This is a genomic window from Candidatus Njordibacter sp. Uisw_058 (assembly GCF_047730065.1).
In the GTDB taxonomy this organism is placed as follows: Bacteria; Pseudomonadota; Gammaproteobacteria; order Pseudomonadales; family Balneatricaceae; genus Njordibacter.
Genome location: NZ_CP159829.1, coordinates 463564 through 481832 on the forward strand (window position 1 = coordinate 463564; position 18269 = coordinate 481832).

Sequence of the window (18269 nt, forward strand, 5' to 3'; positions counted from 1 at the left end):
GTCAAGTACAGAGTTTTTATAAAAGCAATTCCAAAACCATTTTGGTGCCAAAAAAAGCCAGTGCTAAATTGCCAAAACCCCACAGGGTCCAACGTATTGCAGTGCGACCACGCCAGCCTAATCGGTAATGCCCATAAAGAAGAATTGTGAAAATGAACCATGCTACAAGACTCAAGATGGTTTTATGAGCCACATGTTGTGCCCATAAATCATCTAAAAATAAAAACCCTGTCAGTAAAGCCATACTTAACAAAATCTGCCCCGTAGCCAATACTTCAAAAAGTAGGCTTTCCATCGTTTGCAGAGGCGGCAAGCTTGTAACTAAGCGGGAAGACTGGTGGTGTTTCAAATGACGATTTTGGTAAATCAATAATACAGCTTGACAGGCTGCTACGGCAAATAGGGCATAAGCCAGAATAGAGGTGAAGATATGCACCAAGATGCCCAAGGAAAATTGGCGGCCTTCAAACGCAGGCACACTAAGAATATCGATCACAATGGCCGCTGCAGCGGCAGGTGCCGCAAAGATCAGCAAGTTGGCCACAGGATTGCGTAAACTGCTGATAAGAATGACACCAATTACTGCCCATGTAGTGAGGGATAGAGTAGCACCTAAATCCAATAAAAGGCCTACTTCAGTGAACAGCCCCAAATATAAATGCAAGCCCTGTAACAGCCAAGCTGCAAGGCTAAGGGCATAGGCTCTTTTGGACGCTTGTTGAGCAGGGGTCCTATTTTGAGTCCAAGCGCTTGCTAAGTAAAAAAGTACTGCGCTAAGGCCAATTATTAAAGCAATCATGATGTTTGTTTTTGTACGGCTAATAACCCCATCATAATGAAGCAAAGCAGTCCTGCCTAGGCTTGATATGAAAAAAGACTAAAACTAAGGGCCAAAGTGAATTAGCGAGGGTATACTAGGACCTATTATTTGGTGTTTCACAGAGACTGACATGTTTGATAATTTAACTGAACGCTTAGGTAAAACGTTACAACACATCCGTGGCCAAGCGCGCTTAACAGAAGACAATATTAAGGGAACTTTGCGTGAAGTGCGCATGGCGTTGTTAGAAGCTGACGTCGCCTTGCCGGTGGTAAAGGTTTTTATTGAGCAGATTAAAGTTCGGGCTGTAGGTGCAGAAGTTAGTCGTAGCTTAAGTCCAGGCCAAGTGTTTGTAAAAATTGTTCAGCAAGAACTTGAATCGATTATGGGTTCTGCTAATGAGAGCCTTAATTTAGCTGTTCAGCCTCCAGCGGTTGTGCTGATGGCGGGTCTTCAGGGTGCTGGTAAAACTACTTCTGCGGCCAAACTGGCTAAATTTCTCATGGAAAAGGAAAAGAAGTCGGTGATGTTGGTGAGTGTAGACGTTTATCGTCCTGCCGCCATAAAGCAGTTACAAACGCTGTCTGAGGAAGTGGGTGCTCACTTTTTTCCAAGTACGGTCATGGAAAAACCCGTGGCTATCGCAGAAAAAGCCATTAACCATGCTCGCCAGCAACACTATGATGTGGTGATTGTTGATACAGCGGGTCGCATGCAAGTTGATGTGGCCATGATGGAAGAAGTAAAAGCCCTTCATGCAACTTTAGCTCCTGTGGAAACGCTGTTTGTTGTTGACGCCATGACGGGCCAAGACGCAGCCAATACAGCACAAGCGTTTAATGAAGCACTACCCTTAACGGGTGTGGTGCTGAGTAAAACTGATGGTGATGCTCGGGGTGGAGCAGCGCTTTCCGTGCGCCATATTACGGGCAAACCGATTAAATTCTTAGGTGTGGGTGAAAAGGTAGAAGCCCTTGAACCTTTCCATCCAGACCGAGTTGCATCACGCATTTTGGGCATGGGTGATGTACTATCTCTGATCGAAGAAGTAGAACAAAAGGTCGATAGAGAAAAGGCAGAAAAGCTCGCCAAAAAAATCAAAAAAGGCAAAGGCTTTGACCTAGAAGATTTCCGTGATCAGCTTCAGCAAATGAAAAATATGGGTGGCATGGCGGGTTTGCTAGATAAAATGCCAGGCATGGGCGGTATGGCACAAGCGGCTTCGAGCGCAGGTGCAGAAAAGAACTTTAATCAAATGGAATGTATCATTAATTCCATGACACCCAAAGAGCGTGCTCTGCCAGATTCTCTTAATGGTTCCCGTAAGCGCCGCATTGCAGCGGGTTCTGGTACCCAGATCCAAGACATCAACCGTTTGATCAAACAGCACAAACAAATGGCAAAGATGATGAAGAAGATGTCAGGCAAGGGTGGCATGCAAAAAATGATGCGTGGTTTGCAAGGACAAATGCCACCGGGCATGGGTGGTGGAGCAGGCGGAATGCCGCCTGGAATGCCCCCCAGTATGCCCGGAGGTCTGCCCGGATTAGGTGGTGGTTTTCCGTTTGGGAAAAAATAAGGCGAGTAACTAAAACATTCAAGAGAATTGAAGTTTAAGCCTTTTATTTACTAAAAGGTTAGGGTAATATACGCGCTCTCTGCGGAGAGGTGGGTGAGTGGCTGAAACCAGTTCCCTGCTAAGGAACCGTACCTTTTAAACGGGTACCGAGGGTTCGAATCCCTCCCTCTCCGCCATTTTTTGAGCGCCCGTAGCTCAGCTGGATAGAGTACTCGGCTACGAACCGAGCGGTCAGAGGTTCGAATCCTCTCGGGCGCGCCATTTTCTTCAAAATAGCGTTTTAATGGAATAACCACGGCAAAACTTAATAATCTGGCCGTGCCTCAGACTTGACGCTGTGCTTCAAGCACACCATACCCCTCAAGCTTGATTAGCATTTCCAAAACACCCTTACGTAACGATTATCCAAGCTGATCTAATGATAAAAAAGCCTACCCTGAGTGTAATACCAACGCTGATCTTGTCGTAAAAATTCACTGCATTCATGCAAACAATAGGCTTTACCTTGAATTTTATATCGTGCAATAAATTCAACTTGTCCCTCTGCATCCTCTAAGCCGCCTCCTTGAGTAGTGACTACTTTAAGGCCCAGCCACAGCTGCTGAGTATGAAACTCTATACTTTTAGGGCGGGTGCTAAGATGCCAAGTCTCAAGCAGGTAGGTTTGATTATGCAGGCAAAAGGCCGTATAGCGTGAACGCATTAGCATTTCTGCAGTTTCAGCGTATTGATCTTTGGTAAGCACGGGTTGGCAGCAGGATTCAAAACTATGCCCTGATTGACAGTAGCACTGAGTGCTTGTCAGGGCAGAAGGTTGGGCCTGCTTTCGGCTCATAGTTGGGCTTCTATCGCCTTACTAATCGCGCGAGATGTTGGCGATGTCCATTGCCTAAACCGATCAATAACTTGACCGTCTTTATCCACTAAATACTTGTTAAAATTCCAGCTAGGTTCGCCTTCTGCTGCGATTAAGTGCTGAAATATGGGGTGTGCATTCGACCCTGTAACTTGCATCGTTTGGGTCATTAAAAAAGTCACACCAAAATTAAAAAAGCAGACCTTAGCCGCTTCTTCTTCATTGGCGGCAGCTTGATTAAAGGAGTTGCTAGGGAACCCAATAATAATGAGGCCCTGGTCTTTGTAGGTTTGGTGTAATTCTTCTAAGCCTTCAAATTGTCCAGTAAAGCCACAGCGGCTCGCTGTATTAACCAGTAACAATGGTTTACCCGCAGTAACAGCACAAACATCTAACGGTTTACCCGAATGGAGTTGTTTCAGGTCGTGCTTAAGCCACGGAGCGCAGGACGCTAGAGCGGTCTGAGACGCCGACACAGCAAAACATAAAAGTATTAAACAACGCACAATAGGACGTGAAAACATAATATGACAATACCTTAAGTTAATTTATTTTCAATATACCTAAAAAATACGGCTTTAGGTTATGATTTACAATAAAATACGCAGACGGCTAAAACTAAGACTTTAACGTAGCAAAAAATTGGCAGTGTATGTGTGTGGGAAATCTCTCTTTGAGTGTTATTATTGAAACTATTAAACCACTATTATGTAAGGTATAACTAACCGTGGCGAATCCAGTGCCTAATCCCTTAAATAACCCTACCACTGAGCCTATAGCTGAACCTATAACTAAGCCTGTCGTTAATTCAGCCCAGATGCCTGCTGGTAACCCATCTTTACGCACCATCGCTATGCCTGCAGACGCTAACCCCGACGGTGATATATTTGGTGGGTGGATTATGTCCCAGATGGACATATCCAGTGGAGTGTTTGCTGCCCATGTTGCCAAAGGCCGAGTAGTTACCGTGGCTGTGGATGCTATGACGTTTCACAAACCTGTTTATGTGGGTGATGATTTAAGTTGTTATTGCAGTGTAGCCAAGCGAGGCAATACCTCCATCACTGTGCATGTGGAGGCGTGGGTTAGGCGTCACCACAGTGACACAGTTGCAAAGGTGACAAAGGGTATGTTTACCTTTGTGGCGGTTGATGCTCAAGGTAAACCCAAACCGTTACCAAGCGTTTAAATAATGCTTAGTATTGAAGAGCGTCAAAACTTGGTTATCAAAAGGCAGCCAGAGGAATTGTTGTGACGCAAAAAAATATACTTTTCATTATGTTAGATCAGCTTAGAGCTGATGCTTTGTCTTGCTATGGAAACACTGTGCTGGGCACACCTAATATAGATCGCCTGGCCAACCGGGGTGTGAAATTTAACCGCTGCTATGTTCAAGGCACCAGTTGTGGTAACTCTCGTGCTTCTTATTACACTGGGCGGCATGTGCGCTCTCATGGTGCAACATGGAATGGTTGGCCTAATCGGCTCGACGAACTAACCCTAGCAGATCATTTAGCGGCTTGCGATATGAGCACCTACCTGATGGGTAAAACCCACATGAAGCCAGATATGGCCGGTATGAATCGTTTAGGCATCGAACCTCAGTCAGAGTTAGGAAGATTTTTGAGTAACGCAGGCTTTGGCCAAGGTGAACATGATGATGGTTTGCATACGGTGGGTGTTGCTGGTGGTTATGGCACAGGCACACCCGCTTACTTTGAGTACCTGCGTAAGCATGGGTATGCAGCAAAAAACCCTTGGGTAACCCATGCGAATGCGATGCAGGATGAGGATGGCATTCTGCGTAACGGCATGTTTTTAAAATATGGCCACCTCCCTGCAAGAGTCGATAAAGTTCACTCTGAAACGGCCTATACCACAGATCGTGCGATCGAAATGATACAACATATGGGACCCCAAAATTGGTGCTTGCATGTGTCTTATATTAAACCTCATTGGCCTTTGGCAGCTCCAGCCCCTTATCATCAAATGTATCGTGGTATGGATTTACCGCAAGCCAGTAAATGTGCATCTCAAAAAACTAATGCGCACCCTATTTATCAGGCTTTTATGGATTTGCCGCAAAGTCAGACTTATGCTCAAGACGACTATCGCAACCATGCCCTACCAACCTATTACGGACTCATTAAGGAAATTGATGATAACTTAGGTCGGCTATTTGAAAGTTTAGAGCAACAAGGCCAAAGTCAGCACACCATGATTGTGTTGACGTCTGATCATGGAGACTTCTTCGGTGATCATTGGCTCGCCGAAAAAGATCTCTTCCATGATGCAGTGACCCGTGTGCCTTTACTTATTATGGATCCAAGCCCAACAGCTGATGTCAGCCGTGGTATCACATGTGATGATTTAGTGTGCGCCATAGATTTGGTGCCCACCTTTGTCGAGTGGGCTGGTGGCGAACCACAGTGGCATTGGCTAGAGGGTCAATCTTTGTTGCCTATTCTGCATCAAACAGCGATTATTAATCGAGCTTGTGTGGTGTCAGAATGTGATTATGGGGTCATGAATTTTGCCCAAGATTTAGGCCGTTCGATGCATAATGCCCGCATGACCATGCTCTATGATGGGCGTTACAAATACGTCCATTGCTTGGGTTTCAAACCCATGTTGTTTAACTTACAAGAAGACCCACAGGAATTTTCTGACTTAGGCAGAGATACAGGCTACAGCGCCATTCGGGGACAACTTAGCGAACAGATGCTAGATTGGTCAGCTGGACTAAAAAACCGTGTGACCGTAAGTCAGGAAACGTTCGGTAAACAGTTGAATAAGGCTGAACAAGTGGGTATTTTAATTGGGTATTGGCACCAAGATGATGTCCCTCAAGCGGAGCAACTAGAGCCAGAAGTGCCACCCAATTAAGCTAACTGGCTATCGCCTTTGTCAAAATACATTGATTAACCATTTGAGTTTTATCCATGATCCCCACTCAACACCCCAGTTTTCGCAGTGCCAATTTTCTGGCTCAGCATATACAAAGCACCATGGATTTTTATCATCCTCGCGCAATTGATCCCAAAGGTGGTTTTTTCCATCATTTCCGTGATGACGGCAGCATCTACGATAGTCAAACTAGGCACTTAGTTAGCAGTACACGGTTTATCTTTAATTACTGTGAAGCCGCTCGTTATTTTGATAATGCTGAGTACCTTGCTGCTGCGCGCCATGGTTTAGATTATCTGCGCACCGCCCACCTCAACCCTCACAGCGGGGGTTACACTTGGTTGATTATAGACGGTCAGCCAGTAGACCAAACTAATCATTGCTATGGTTTAGCATTTGTCCTGTTGGCATATGCTTCTGCTGTTAAAGCAGGTATTACTGAGGCTGAAGTTTATTTGCATGAAACCTTTGTGCTTATGGAGCAGCACTTTTGGCGACCTGAGCAGGGTCTTTATGCCGATGAAGCCAGTTTAGACTGGCAAACACTTTCACCTTATCGTGGCCAAAACGCTAATATGCATTCGTGTGAAGCACTTATCGCTGCTTTTGAGGCCACGGCTCATGCGCCTTATTTAGAACGTGCATTGATGCTAGGATATAATATCTGTGTGCGTCAAACTCAAACCACTGGTGGCCAAATTTGGGAGCATTATGACAAAGCCTGGCAAGCGGATTGGAATTACAATAAACACGACCCAAAAAACCTTTTTCGCCCGTGGGGTTACCAACCAGGACACTTCACAGAGTGGGCTAAATTGCTGTTGATCATAGACCGATATAAACCAACTGCGTGGCTCTTAGAAACTGCGCAAGCGTTATTTGACCAAGCCCTAGAAAAAGCCTGGGATCACAAGGATGGTGGTATTTGTTATGGTTTTTCTCCTAGCGGGGAAGTGTGTGATGCTGATAAGTACTTTTGGGTGCAGGCTGAATCATTGGCTGCAGCGGCTCTGTTAGCTCGCGCAACAGGTAAGCAAGTATACTGGGACTGGTATGACAGATTATGGGCTTACGCGTGGGAACATTTTATCGACCATGAACATGGCGCTTGGTATCGAATACTAAGGAGTGACAACAGTGCCTATGATAATCTTAAAAGCCCAGCAGGAAAAACAGATTATCACACCATGGGTGCCTGTTATGAGGTTATTAAAGGCTGCTAATGGTTTGCCTTTTAAGTGGTATTGTCGTGCTCGGTTATTATAAGCTTTAACTCGTCAACACTCGTATATTAGAAAAATAGGTTTACTTTATGGCGTCTCACTATCCGTCCTTAGATCCGTCTATAAATCCTTCTACCACATCACCAGTGGTCCCAATCACCATTGATCTGCGCAGTGATACCGTGACTCGGCCAAGCCAAGCTATGCGCCAAGTGATGGCTGCTGCCCAAGTGGGAGATGATGTTTATGGAGATGACCCTAATGTTAATGCCCTTGAGCATGAGGCTGCTGAACTATTGGGTAAGCAAGCGGGCTTATTTTTACCCAGTGGCACCATGAGTAATCTGGCTTCAGTGCTGGCTCATTGCCAAAGGGGAGAAGAGGCTTTGGTGGGAGAGCAGTACCATATTCATTGTGATGAAGCTGCGGGAGTCACCGTGTTAGGCAGTGTGGCTATGCATGCACTCACCACGGATCTCTATGGCCGTTTTGATCTTGAACAACTCAGTGTGGCTGTGAAGCCAAACGACTACCACCAGCCAATAACGCGCTTGTTGTGTCTAGAAAATACGGTATCAGGCTGTATTCAGGAGCAAAGCCATATTGATGCTTTGGTAGAACGTGCTCAGTATCATGGCCTTTCCACCCATATGGACGGCGCTAGATTAATGAATGCGGCGGTAGCTCAAAACCTACCTCCAGCGCGCTTAGTGCAGTCTATAGACACGGTTTCTGTGTGCTTGTCTAAAGGTTTAGGTGCGCCACTGGGGTCGGTGTTAGTCGGTTCTCAGGTGATTGTCGAAAGAGCTCGGCGGCTGCGTAAGATGTTAGGCGGAGGTATGCGTCAAGCGGGCATTATTGCGGCAGCAGGAAGGTATGCTTTGCAGCATAATTTAGACCGTTTAGTGCAGGATCATCGCCGCACTCAAGAGCTTGCCAGCGCACTTGAAGGTATAAAAGGGTTGCATTTTGATAGGTCTAGAGTGCAAACCAATATGTTGTTTTTGCAATCTATACAGATGTCTGCTTTAGCTGATCATTTGGCGCTGCAAGGTATTGCCCTCACTGTGACAGGGCACAATACACGTGTTGTCTTGCATATGGACATCGATGATGAAGCACTGAAGCAGATTATAGCTTCAATACAAGGGTTTTTTAATGCGCACTAACGTCAGTTAAAATGAGGTATTGGATAAGCAAAAGTTTGCCTATTGCTTTATTATCATGATATTAGTAATGGCGGTTTGATTATCCTGAAATCTGTTTAGCCTGCTTTCAATTTTTTTAAACTTTTTGTGATTCTATTTAATGATGCAAACTTTAGCGCTGATTGACGATGACGAAGAAATTCGCCAGCTAATAAGCCAGTACCTTAGCCAACAGGGTTTTGAGGTCGTGGGCTTTGCTGACGGAGAGAGTTTTCTACAAGCAGATATGACACATTTTGACCTAGCTGTGCTCGATATTGGCTTGCCGGGCATGGATGGGCTTGATGTGTGTCGAAATTTGCGTCAGACCTCCAGTTTGCCGGTCATCATGCTTACTGCGGCCAGTGATGATTTAGATCGCATTTTAGGCTTAGAGCTAGGCGCCGACGATTATATGGGCAAACCCTTTAACCCACGTGAATTACTCGCTCGAATTAAGGCCTTATTGCGGCGAGTGCAGGGTCAAAATCATGACCAAGATATCGAATCAAAGCAACCCAAGCTGCAAATAGATAGCCTTAAGCGCAGTGCTACTTTTTCGGGCACGGTGCTTTCACTGACCGGAGCAGAATTTGATTTGCTTAGCTTGTTGTGCCAGCACCAAGGTGAGGTACTAAGTCGTGATGCCATTTGCCAAGTGCTTCATGGTCGCAATGCACAACCATTTGATCGTTCAATAGACACAAGCATTAGCCGGTTACGCAATAAGCTCAATCTGGTGGCCGAAGATAGCATTCAAAGCGTGCGTGGTAAGGGTTATGTGTTGGTGCTTGGGTGAACATTTTAACCCGCCGTTGGAACCAGATCATCCCTAATTCAATCATGGCACGAGTCACCATTGTGCTATTTTTAGGTATTTTAATTGCGCAGGTGTTTGGCACTTGGTTGTGGGTTTCTCAGTTAAAAACCACAGAACATAATCGCTTGATCAATGTCTCACAAACCATGGGTTCGCGCATTGGTCAAACGGTGCAGTTTTTTAAAAAGTTACCTGATCAATACCGTCATATCGTGTTGGATCAATTACGGGATATGGGTGGTACTCGATTTTTTGTCTCAGTCAACAAACAACATATTGCATTGCAAACAATTTCACAGACAGATTTTTCCCAACTAGTTCGGGCACAATTAAGTAGTAGTATCGTTGCGCAAATGGGGCAGGTCAAAGGGCTGGATATTCAATTTGTTGATTTTGACGATTTAAAGATACTCTCTGGATCCAACCTCATGGTTGATTTACCCCTTAAATGGAAACGCTTTGCCCTCATACAACCCAGTGATGCCAGTCCTGTGGCCGTGGTGCAGTTGCCTGTGGCTGACGAGTGGATTTATCTAGCGGCAGTTATTCCTGGGGGGCAGATGCTTAGCGGTGTCACTTGGCTAACCAGTGAGCGTGTGCTCAGTATTAGTTTAGTTTCGTTAACGGTCTTGCTCCTAACCCTGCTGCTTGTGCGCTGGGTAGTGAGACCTCTGCGCTTGTTAGCTAGACAAGCAGAGGCCATTGGCAAGGGACGGAATCCCCGCCATATGCGAGAAAAAGGCTCCAGTGAAATGGTGGCTACCATTCGCGCCTTTAATACCATGGTGGGGCGCATTCAAAAGTTTACAGGAGACCGAGAACGACTCTTTGCAGCTATTTCACATGACCTTAAAACGCCATTGACCCGCGCCCGTTTGCGCGCTGAAATGATTTCTGATGTTGATCAAAAGCAGGCCCTAATTGGTGACTTAGAGAATCTAGAAACAATGGTGAAGGGCAGTCTGCAAATGATGAAGGATGATGCCATTCATGAAAATGCTCAGCGCATCGATTTAAGTCAATTATTACTCAAACTAGCTACTAATAACCAAATTTATGGCTTACCTATTGATATCGATGTGCAGCCAGGTTTGGTGATCGATGGACGGAGTATGGCTTTACAACGCTTGTTTAGTAATTTGATTGACAATGCGCTCGCTTATGGCCGAGCTGTGAGTATTGTTGCGCTCGCTGATGCCCAAGGTACGGTCGTGCGTATTTTAGATCCTGGCCCTGGTTTGAGTGATGCTGACAAAGCTCGCGTTTTTGAACCTTATTATCGCATCGATGAAAAACCTAACGACGATCATGTGGGTCTAGGCTTGGGAATTGCACGCAGCATTGCAAATCTGCATGGGGGTGAGTTAGAACTAAAGGATCGCCGCGGTGGTGGCCTGATGGTTGAGGTTTATTTCCCTTTGTAACTCTTCGTCACACTTCACCACGTTGTGACACTTTATCCTCTATACACTCCTTTCACCGGGTTTTGAATGCCGGATAATAGAACAATAAATTTAATGAGGAACTTCCATGAAGACTAAATTAACAGGTTTGGCTCTTGCCACTATGATGGCTATTGCACCAAGTGCGCAAGCCGGCGAAGTAGAAGTATTGCATTGGTGGACCAGTGGTGGTGAAGCCAAAAGTGTTGACTTTTTAAAACAACAATTGGCTGGGTCTGGTGTTGACTGGGTTGATTTTGCTGTTGCTGGTGGTGGTGGTGAAAGTGCCATGACGGTATTAAAATCCCGTGCTATTTCTGGTAATCCGCCTACAGCTGCTCAAATTAAAGGTCCAGATATCCAAGACTGGGGTGAGCTAGGTTTCTTGTCTAGCATTGATGACGTTGCAAAAGCTAACAACTGGGACGAAATTTTACCAGAAGTCGTGTCTGACGTAATGAAGTACAAAGGTGAATACGTCGCAGCACCAGTAAACGTGCATCGTGTTAACTGGTTGTGGGCCAACCCAGAAGTATTCCGCAAAGCTGGTGCCACTATCCCAACTACATGGGATGACTTTATGGTACAAGCTAAAAAAGTACAAGATGCAGGCTACATTGCCCTAGCCCATGGTGGCCAGGCGTGGCAGGATGCCACTATATTTGAAGCTGTGGTTCTAGGTGTTGGCGGTGCTGATTACTACAACAAAGCCTTCGTACAGACAGATATGGATGCCCTTAACAGTGCAACCACCAAAGAAGTATTTGAGACCTTTGGTAAGCTGCGCCAATTTATCGATATCAACTCTCCAGGCCGTGACTGGAACTTAGCGACCTCTATGGTCATTAAGGGTGAAGCTGGTATGCAGATTATGGGTGACTGGGCAAAAGGTGAGTTTAAGGTTGCTGGTATGAATGCTGGTACTGACTACGTTTGTGTAGCTGCTCCAGGTACTTCTGGTGCTTATACCTTTAACGTTGACTCATTTGCTTTCTTTAACCAAAGCGATGCCGAAAACACAAAGGCTCAAAAAGTAATGGCTAAAGAAATCTTAAGTAATGATTTCCAGCGTGTATTTAACCTTAATAAAGGTTCAATCCCTGCACGTTTAGGCATGGCTCGTACCGAGTTTGACTCTTGTGCTCACGACTCTATGGACGCATTTGTTTCTAGTTCTGCCACTGGTGGTCTAGTGCCAAGCTTTGCCCATGGTATGGCTGTTTCTGGTGCGATTTCTGGCGCAATTTCTGACTCTGCCACGCAGTTCTTCAACTCTGATGACACTGCCGACCAAGGTGTAGCTCAGCTTGTAGCAGCGATTGCTGCTGCTAAGTAACCGCCAATCGTAGTTATTACGAGCTCAATGCCGTAATCTATGGTCTAGTCATTGTGAGGTTAGTGCAGTGATCCAAAACTTAGTGTGATGGATTGCTGCTTTCCCTGGACCTTCTCCAAGATAGTCCAAACCTTGCAATGGCACATTTCTAAAATATTATTGAGCTAACTCATGTTCGATTATCTCGAAAAACAATTGCCCAAACTAATCATGGCTCCTACAGCCATTGTTATGTTGGTGTGTATGTATGGTTTCATCGGCTGGACTGCGGTCTTATCCTTCACTAAAAGTCGCATGCTACCTCAGTGGGACTTTGTCGGTTGGGAGCAGTACGAGCGCTTATTTGCTAACCCACGCTGGCACGTTGCACTGGATAACCTCTTTGTATTTACTCTGCTATTTATTATTATTGCCCTAATACTTGGGCTCATGTTGGCGATTTTACTAGATCGCAATATTCGCAACGATGGCGCCTTACGCACCATCTATCTTTACCCCATGGCCGTGTCCTTCATCGTCACAGGTACGGCATGGAAATGGATTCTTAATCCGGGTTTAGGCATCGAAAAAATGGTGCGTGACCTTGGTTTTACTGAATTTGAATTTCGTTGGCTAGTTGAACCTGATATGGCAATTTACACCATTGTGATTGCTGCTGTTTGGCAGTCGAGTGGATTTGTTATGGCCATGTTTTTGGCTGGTCTGCGAGGCGTTGATGACAGCCTCATTAAAGCTGCGCAAATGGATGGTGCCTCTACCGTCCGCACTTACTGGCACATTATCTTGCCCATCATGCAGCCGGTGTTTTTTGGCTCTGTGGTTATTTTAAGTCATATTGCCATTAAGAGCTTCGACTTAGTCCAGTCTCTCACTGGCGGTGGTCCTGGATATGCTTCTGATTTGCCTGCGACCTTTATGTACACGCACGCTTTTAGTCGCGCACAAATGGGTCTTGGTGCGGCTAGTGCCATGGTTATGCTAGCAGGTGTCATGGCGATCATCGTGCCTTATCTTTACTCTGAGTTGCGGGTTAAAAAATCATGAGTGCCTCAACAACTTCTCACAAACTATACAAAGCGCTATTCATTGTGTTGTTATTGTTTTTTGCATTGGTTTACCTAGGTCCCTTGTACGTGATGCTGACTACGTCTTTCAAAGGTATTGAAGAAATTCGTAATGGTAATATTTTGGCTCTTCCAGAGGCGCTAAACGGCAGTGCGTGGTCTAAAGCTTGGAGCAGTGCTTGCACGGGCGGTGACTGTTATGGTCTCGCACCGTATTTTTGGAATAGTATGCGCATTGTGCTGCCAGCCGTGTTTATTTCTACGGTCATTGGCGCCCTAAATGGATATGTGCTGTCCCAATGGCGCTTTAAAGGCAGCAATTTCCTCTTTGGAGCCTTATTGTTTGGTTGCTTTATTCCTTTTCAGGTTATTTTATTGCCCATGGCAAAACTCTTGGCTTGGCTAGGTTTAGCTAATACCGTACCGGGTTTGGTGTTGGTGCACGTTATCTATGGTTTGGCTTTTACGACTCTGTTCTTCCGTAACTACTATGTGGGTATCCCCTCTGAACTAGTGCGTGCAGCACGATTAGATGGTGCGGGCTTTTTTGCCATATTTAGGCATGTGTTTCTACCTCTCTCTACCCCAATTGTTGTGGTTAGCGTGATTTGGCAATTTACTCAAATTTGGAATGATTTCCTCTTTGGAGTAGTGTACTCAGGCCCGGGCACCCAGCCCATTACTGTGGCGCTGAATAACCTGGTCAATACCACCATGGGTGGCAAAGAATACAACGTCGACATGGCTGCTGCCGTGATCGCGGCCTTACCCACTTTAGTGGTGTACTTAGTGGCTGGTAAATATTTTGTACGCGGTTTAACCGCGGGTGCCGTCAAAGGCTAATAAAAAGATTAAGACAAAGGAAAAGAAACCGTTATGGGTTCCATACAAATTCAACAACTCACTAAATCTTTTGGTGACACACAAGTACTAAAGGGCATTGACCTAGACATTAAAGATGGTGAATTTCTCATTCTTGTGGGTCCATCTGGCTGTGGTAAATCCACCCTAATGAACAGCATTGCAGGCCTAGAAGAAGTGACCAGCGGCGACATTTTGATTGATGGAGCCAATGTTACATCCCTCAGTCCTAAAGAACGTGACATTGCCATGGTGTTTCAGTCTTACGCACTTTACCCCACCATGAGTGTGTCGCGTAATATTAGCTTTGGACTGGAAATGCGCAAGGTGCCCAAAGCTCAGATTGAGAAAACGGTTGCAGAAGTGGCACAATTATTACAAATTGAACATCTTTTGGACCGCAAGCCCAGCCAACTGTCAGGCGGTCAGCGCCAACGTGTGGCTATGGGTCGCGCTTTAGCCCGTAGCCCAAGAGTGTTTTTGTTTGATGAACCTTTATCTAACTTAGATGCTAAGTTACGGGTAGAGATGCGCACGGAAATAAAGAAGTTACACAAGCGCTTGCGCACCACTATTGTCTATGTAACCCACGACCAAGTGGAAGCCATGACACTAGCCGACCGCATTGCTGTCATGAAAGATGGTCAAGTACAGCAATTTGGTACACCCTACGAAATTTATAATAATCCAGCTAATCGGTTTGTGGCTGATTTCATGGGGTCTCCCCCAATGAACTTTCTTGAATGCGTGGTGCTTGATGATAAGCTAGTGATTGAAAGCCAAGGTCAGAAATTTGAACTACAAGTGGCTCATGGTGCGCGGCTTAAGTCAGCTGGCTTAGAAACAGTTATTCTTGGCATTCGACCTGAGATGATCACTGAACCTAAGCCTTATGCTGAAGGTGCGCTCGTGCATAACATACCTATGCAAGTTGAGGTGACTGAACCTATGGGGCCAGATACCATTGCTTTTGGTCAGTGGAATGGTACTGAAATTCAAGCTCGACTAAGTCCAGAAGCGGGTGTTGAGGCCCAAACTAAAGGCCACATTAATGTCCAGGTAGATACCAGTAAAGCGGTCTTATTTGATGCCTATAGTGGTGTGCGGGTGGATGTTTAACCCAGCGTAGTTTGGCTCGCAAGACTAAGCCCACACTCATAGCCAAAATTACCACGCCAGTAGGGTCGACATCTGGTGTGGTGACTGACTATTGATTAACGAATTTCTGTGCGATAGCTAAAGCTATCTGCCCGCCCTCTGGTAATTCTAAACTCGACGGGTTGGTTGTTTTTGCTATAAGTGAGGCGGTGCAAAACCACTAGGGGATCACCGACCTTTATATTGAGCAGGACAGCGGTATCTTGATCTGCTATTTCTGCAGTGAGAGATTCTTCTGAGCGCACGATGGGTAAGTTGAATTGGTCAACGACCACGGCGTAGAGTAAATCTGGAATATGAACGTCTTCTTTCTCTAAACCACGCACTAAGTCAGCCACCCACCAACACTTTTCTACCAACACGGGTCTATCATCCCGAAATCCCACACGTTTGATATAGACCATATCAGTATTTGGTGCCACTTGAAGCCGTTGACAAATCTTGTCACTACCTTTGCGGATCTCTCTCACAGGCGTTTGTTTAGTAATACGCACTGGCTTTCCTGAGTGTGTGCCATAAGAAAAAAAGCGAAATAAACTATTATTAAAATCAATCCGAGAGACGTAAGTGCCTTTGCCTTGATGTCGGTACAACAGTTTTTGGTGAACTAGGTTTTCTATGGCTTTTTTTACGGTGCCTGTGCTTACAGAAAGTTTTTCTGCGAGTTGTGGTTCAGAGGGAATTAAATCTCCAGGCGCTAGATCACCAGCTGCAATCTGTTCTTGAAGAAAATTCTCTACCACTTTGTATAACGGCGTGTGAGGCACGGTCTTATTCGTCCATTGAATCATTAACTATTTGAAAACCCATATTTTATTTCGACTTTAAGTCTTATTTCTGATGAATAAATGATAACAGATTCTTGCCAGTCGATAAAAAATATTATCATAAAAGCTTGACTCATGTACATGAGTTATATTATCTATATATATAGAACAAGAACTCATACATTTTTTTAAATCAGTCAGGTCCGTAAAAATGGACCTTTAAGAGGCAAAACTCTGTGGAAATATTTGATCATATAGGTGCCATATTTAGTATTAGCAACCTATTAGTGTTAGTTATTGCCACCACTGGTGGCTTGATTTTGGGAGCCTTACCCGGTTTGAGCCCAACCATGGCGGTTGCATTGTTAATTCCATTTACCTTTCAAATGGATGCAGCAACAGGTTTAGTTCTACTTGGAGCCGTTTATACCGCTACTGTGGCAGGTGGTGCTATTAGTGGCATCTTAGTTAATATTCCAGGAGCTCCCGCTAACATCGCAACGGTATTAGATGGCCACCCAATGGCTAAAAAAGGTAAGGCTACACAAGCGTTACATTTTTGTTTTATTAGCTCTTTTGTGGGTGGCATTACTGGCGTTTTAGTGTTGATATTTTTCACACCCCCATTGGCAAAGCTGGCACTGAAGTTTGGCCCTTCGGAAATGTTCTGGATGGCTATAGTGGGCGTCACTGTCATCGGTACACTCGGTTCTAAATCCGTTGTTAAAGGTTTATTCTCTGGCGTGTTGGGCTTATGGATTTCCACCATAGGCATTAGCCCCATATTTGGAGAATCCCGTTTTGTGTTCACCGATCATCTTACGGGTGGCGTGCACATTGTAGTGGCTTTAATAGGGCTATTTGCCGTTCCCCAAATATACCAACTGTTAGTCACGAGCCGCCAAACATCCAGTGGTGGACTTTTTACAACCGAAGACACACCTTTGTGGTCATCAATTAAGTATAACTTAAGCCGAGTAAAAGCCCTGGCTATTGGCACTATATCGGGTGTGGTGGTGGGCATTATCCCAGGGGCAGGGGGCCAAATTGCTGGACTCGTCGCTTATGATCAGGTGCGGAAGTTTAGTCCTGATGCGAGCAAATTTGGCCATGGAGAACCGGATGGTGTGATTGCGGCTGAGTCAGCTAATAACGCCATGGTAGGCCCCTCACTCGTACCTCTACTCACACTTGGAATTCCGGGTAGTCCAACGGCAGCGGTGTTATTAGGTGGCTTGCTAATCAATGGATTGTTCCCTGGACCTGACCTATTTACGGTGCACGCTGCAGTCACTTGGACTTTCATTGGGTCTTTGTTACTGGCACAGATTTTTATGCTAGTAATTGGCTTAGGCCTGAGTCGCAGCAGCAGTAATTGGGTTATGCGCGTGCCCTCTCAGTATATGGCAGCAGCGGTGACCATTCTTGCTGTGTTTGGTACTTACAGTATTCAAAATAGTTATTCTGATGTGGTATTAATGCTGGTGCTTGGAAGCTTGATGTATGTGTTAAACAAATATGGATTCAGTGCTGCGCCAATCGTGCTTGGGATTATCTTAGGTCCCATTGCCGAAGATAATTTCTCTATGGGCAAAATGATAGCTGATGTTAGTGATGGTCCGTTGGTTTACTTTATGATGGGTTCCATCAACCTAGTGCTTATATTTGTGTGTCTGGTGTCAATTGGTTACAGCATTTGGGTAGAAGTTAAGCAACGCCGCAAAGTCGCTGATGATCTAAAACGTTCAATGCCTGGCAGTCGTGTTGCGGCAGTTGGCGCTGTTGTGGTTTCTCTTTTGGTGTTGATCATGGTCTTGTCTGCCAATGGAAGTACCGCTTATGATTTCCCATTTTTGCTAGCCGTATTATTGATGGTTTTTGCAGTTCTGTTGTTTATTGATGTCCTACGTGTGTGGGATCGACAAAAATCTAATGGGGTTTTGGTTGAGTGGCCTGATCTTGGCGCTGGTATTGCTATTATCCTAGGCTATTTGTTGGTTATGCCAACCATAGGCTTCTATTTGGCTTCTTGGTTAGGATTTAACTGCATTGTACTATTTTATAGTGCCAAAAAAGATCGTCAACAGTTCACCAAAACCCTTTGGGTGTCATTATGCTTTATAGCCGTTATTTACTTGCTATTTAGTGTGTCCCTGAGGGTTGTTACTCCTGGCTGGTGGTAAAAATTCGTGTTGTTTGGGTGGTCCAAATAATGCAGATCAAAGGCATCTCACCTCTGGTGAAGTGCC

The 18269-nt window shown here is 45.2% G+C and carries 16 protein-coding genes and 2 tRNA genes; 14 read left to right on the top strand and 4 right to left on the bottom strand.

The features are described 5' to 3' along the window. Positions 1–16: 16 nt before the first annotated feature. Entirely contained in the window at positions 17–799 is a 783-nt protein-coding gene (locus tag ABXT59_RS02230) for a cytochrome C assembly family protein (RefSeq protein WP_443637416.1), read from the bottom strand. A 151-nt stretch (positions 800–950) separates the two neighbouring features. On the opposite strand from ABXT59_RS02230, the gene ffh reads away from it, so the two are divergent. The 3 genes from ffh to ABXT59_RS02245 all read left to right on the top strand — a co-directional run bounded on the left by ffh (position 951) and on the right by ABXT59_RS02245 (position 2660). Beyond that, complete coding sequence (gene ffh, locus ABXT59_RS02235; RefSeq protein WP_443637418.1) at positions 951–2399, top strand: signal recognition particle protein; 1449 nt, start codon at positions 951–953, stop codon at positions 2397–2399. Between the two features lie 83 nt (positions 2400–2482). Beyond that, positions 2483–2575: transfer RNA gene (locus ABXT59_RS02240), tRNA-Ser, on the top strand. A gap of 8 nt (positions 2576–2583) precedes the next feature. Beyond that, positions 2584–2660: transfer RNA gene (locus ABXT59_RS02245), tRNA-Arg, on the top strand. Positions 2661–2814: 154 nt separating this feature from the next. On the opposite strand, the gene ABXT59_RS02250 is transcribed toward ABXT59_RS02245, so the two are convergent. After that, complete coding sequence (locus ABXT59_RS02250) at positions 2815–3234, bottom strand: YchJ family protein (protein WP_443637419.1); 420 nt, start codon at positions 3232–3234, stop codon at positions 2815–2817. Beyond that, a complete protein-coding gene (locus ABXT59_RS02255; RefSeq protein WP_443637420.1) occupies positions 3231–3779 on the bottom strand; it encodes a glutathione peroxidase in 549 nt (182 codons plus the stop codon). Before ABXT59_RS02255 ends, ABXT59_RS02250 begins: the two co-directional genes overlap by 4 nt. A 215-nt stretch (positions 3780–3994) precedes the next feature. Here ABXT59_RS02255 and ABXT59_RS02260 point away from each other — a divergent pair, with 215 nt between their 5' ends. From ABXT59_RS02260 to ABXT59_RS02305, 10 genes are all read left to right on the top strand, one after another. Then, positions 3995–4444 carry an acyl-CoA thioesterase gene (locus ABXT59_RS02260; protein ID WP_443637421.1) on the top strand — a complete coding sequence of 150 codons (450 nt, stop codon included), beginning with the start codon at positions 3995–3997 and terminating at the stop codon, positions 4442–4444. Between the two features lie 62 nt (positions 4445–4506). Beyond that, complete coding sequence (locus ABXT59_RS02265; RefSeq protein WP_443637423.1) at positions 4507–6141, top strand: sulfatase-like hydrolase/transferase; 1635 nt, start codon at positions 4507–4509, stop codon at positions 6139–6141. A gap of 56 nt (positions 6142–6197) precedes the next feature. Further along, a complete protein-coding gene (locus ABXT59_RS02270; protein WP_443637424.1) occupies positions 6198–7385 on the top strand; it encodes an AGE family epimerase/isomerase in 1188 nt (395 codons plus the stop codon). Between the two features lie 89 nt (positions 7386–7474). Next, a complete protein-coding gene (gene ltaE / locus ABXT59_RS02275) occupies positions 7475–8554 on the top strand; it encodes a low-specificity L-threonine aldolase (RefSeq protein WP_443637425.1) in 1080 nt (359 codons plus the stop codon). 139 nt (positions 8555–8693) lie between these two features. Then, positions 8694–9371, top strand: coding sequence for a response regulator transcription factor (locus tag ABXT59_RS02280; protein WP_443637426.1), 678 nt, complete (start codon positions 8694–8696; stop codon positions 9369–9371). Then, a complete protein-coding gene (locus ABXT59_RS02285; protein ID WP_443637427.1) occupies positions 9368–10816 on the top strand; it encodes an ATP-binding protein in 1449 nt (482 codons plus the stop codon). The genes ABXT59_RS02280 and ABXT59_RS02285 overlap by 4 nt, the downstream gene beginning before the upstream one ends. Positions 10817–10922: 106 nt before the next feature. After that, positions 10923–12170, top strand: a complete 1248-nt coding sequence (locus tag ABXT59_RS02290) for an ABC transporter substrate-binding protein (RefSeq protein ID WP_443637428.1) — start codon at positions 10923–10925, stop codon at positions 12168–12170. A gap of 171 nt (positions 12171–12341) precedes the next feature. After that, a complete protein-coding gene (locus ABXT59_RS02295; RefSeq protein ID WP_443637430.1) occupies positions 12342–13214 on the top strand; it encodes a carbohydrate ABC transporter permease in 873 nt (290 codons plus the stop codon). Continuing rightward, a complete protein-coding gene (locus ABXT59_RS02300; RefSeq protein ID WP_443637431.1) occupies positions 13211–14077 on the top strand; it encodes a carbohydrate ABC transporter permease in 867 nt (288 codons plus the stop codon). Before ABXT59_RS02295 ends, ABXT59_RS02300 begins: the two co-directional genes overlap by 4 nt. Before the next feature lie 33 nt (positions 14078–14110). Continuing rightward, positions 14111–15214 carry an ABC transporter ATP-binding protein gene (locus ABXT59_RS02305; protein WP_443637432.1) on the top strand — a complete coding sequence of 368 codons (1104 nt, stop codon included), beginning with the start codon at positions 14111–14113 and terminating at the stop codon, positions 15212–15214. Positions 15215–15309: 95 nt separating this feature from the next. Here the strand turns inward: ABXT59_RS02305 and ABXT59_RS02310 are convergent, their stop codons facing one another. Then, positions 15310–16044: a GntR family transcriptional regulator gene (locus tag ABXT59_RS02310; RefSeq protein WP_443637434.1), complete on the bottom strand. Its 735-nt coding sequence runs from the start codon at positions 16042–16044 to the stop codon at positions 15310–15312. Between the two features lie 212 nt (positions 16045–16256). Between ABXT59_RS02310 and ABXT59_RS02315 the strand changes: the two genes are divergently transcribed. Further along, positions 16257–18203 carry a tripartite tricarboxylate transporter permease gene (locus ABXT59_RS02315; protein ID WP_443637435.1) on the top strand — a complete coding sequence of 649 codons (1947 nt, stop codon included), beginning with the start codon at positions 16257–16259 and terminating at the stop codon, positions 18201–18203. Positions 18204–18269: the final 66 nt, after the last annotated feature.

Coding starts and splice junctions, on each gene's coding strand:
- ltaE (WP_443637425.1), top strand. CDS start 7,475: ATGGCGTCTCACTATCCGTCCTTAGATCCGTCTATAAATCCTTCTACC.
- ABXT59_RS02295 (WP_443637430.1), top strand. CDS start 12,342: ATGTTCGATTATCTCGAAAAACAATTGCCCAAACTAATCATGGCTCCT.
- ABXT59_RS02310 (WP_443637434.1), bottom strand. CDS start 16,044: ATGATTCAATGGACGAATAAGACCGTGCCTCACACGCCGTTATACAAA.
- ABXT59_RS02250 (WP_443637419.1), bottom strand. CDS start 3,234: ATGAGCCGAAAGCAGGCCCAACCTTCTGCCCTGACAAGCACTCAGTGC.
- ABXT59_RS02230 (WP_443637416.1), bottom strand. CDS start 799: ATGATTGCTTTAATAATTGGCCTTAGCGCAGTACTTTTTTACTTAGCA.
- ABXT59_RS02280 (WP_443637426.1), top strand. CDS start 8,694: ATGATGCAAACTTTAGCGCTGATTGACGATGACGAAGAAATTCGCCAG.
- ABXT59_RS02305 (WP_443637432.1), top strand. CDS start 14,111: ATGGGTTCCATACAAATTCAACAACTCACTAAATCTTTTGGTGACACA.
- ffh (WP_443637418.1), top strand. CDS start 951: ATGTTTGATAATTTAACTGAACGCTTAGGTAAAACGTTACAACACATC.
- ABXT59_RS02270 (WP_443637424.1), top strand. CDS start 6,198: ATGATCCCCACTCAACACCCCAGTTTTCGCAGTGCCAATTTTCTGGCT.
- ABXT59_RS02290 (WP_443637428.1), top strand. CDS start 10,923: ATGAAGACTAAATTAACAGGTTTGGCTCTTGCCACTATGATGGCTATT.
- ABXT59_RS02300 (WP_443637431.1), top strand. CDS start 13,211: ATGAGTGCCTCAACAACTTCTCACAAACTATACAAAGCGCTATTCATT.
- ABXT59_RS02255 (WP_443637420.1), bottom strand. CDS start 3,779: ATGTTTTCACGTCCTATTGTGCGTTGTTTAATACTTTTATGTTTTGCT.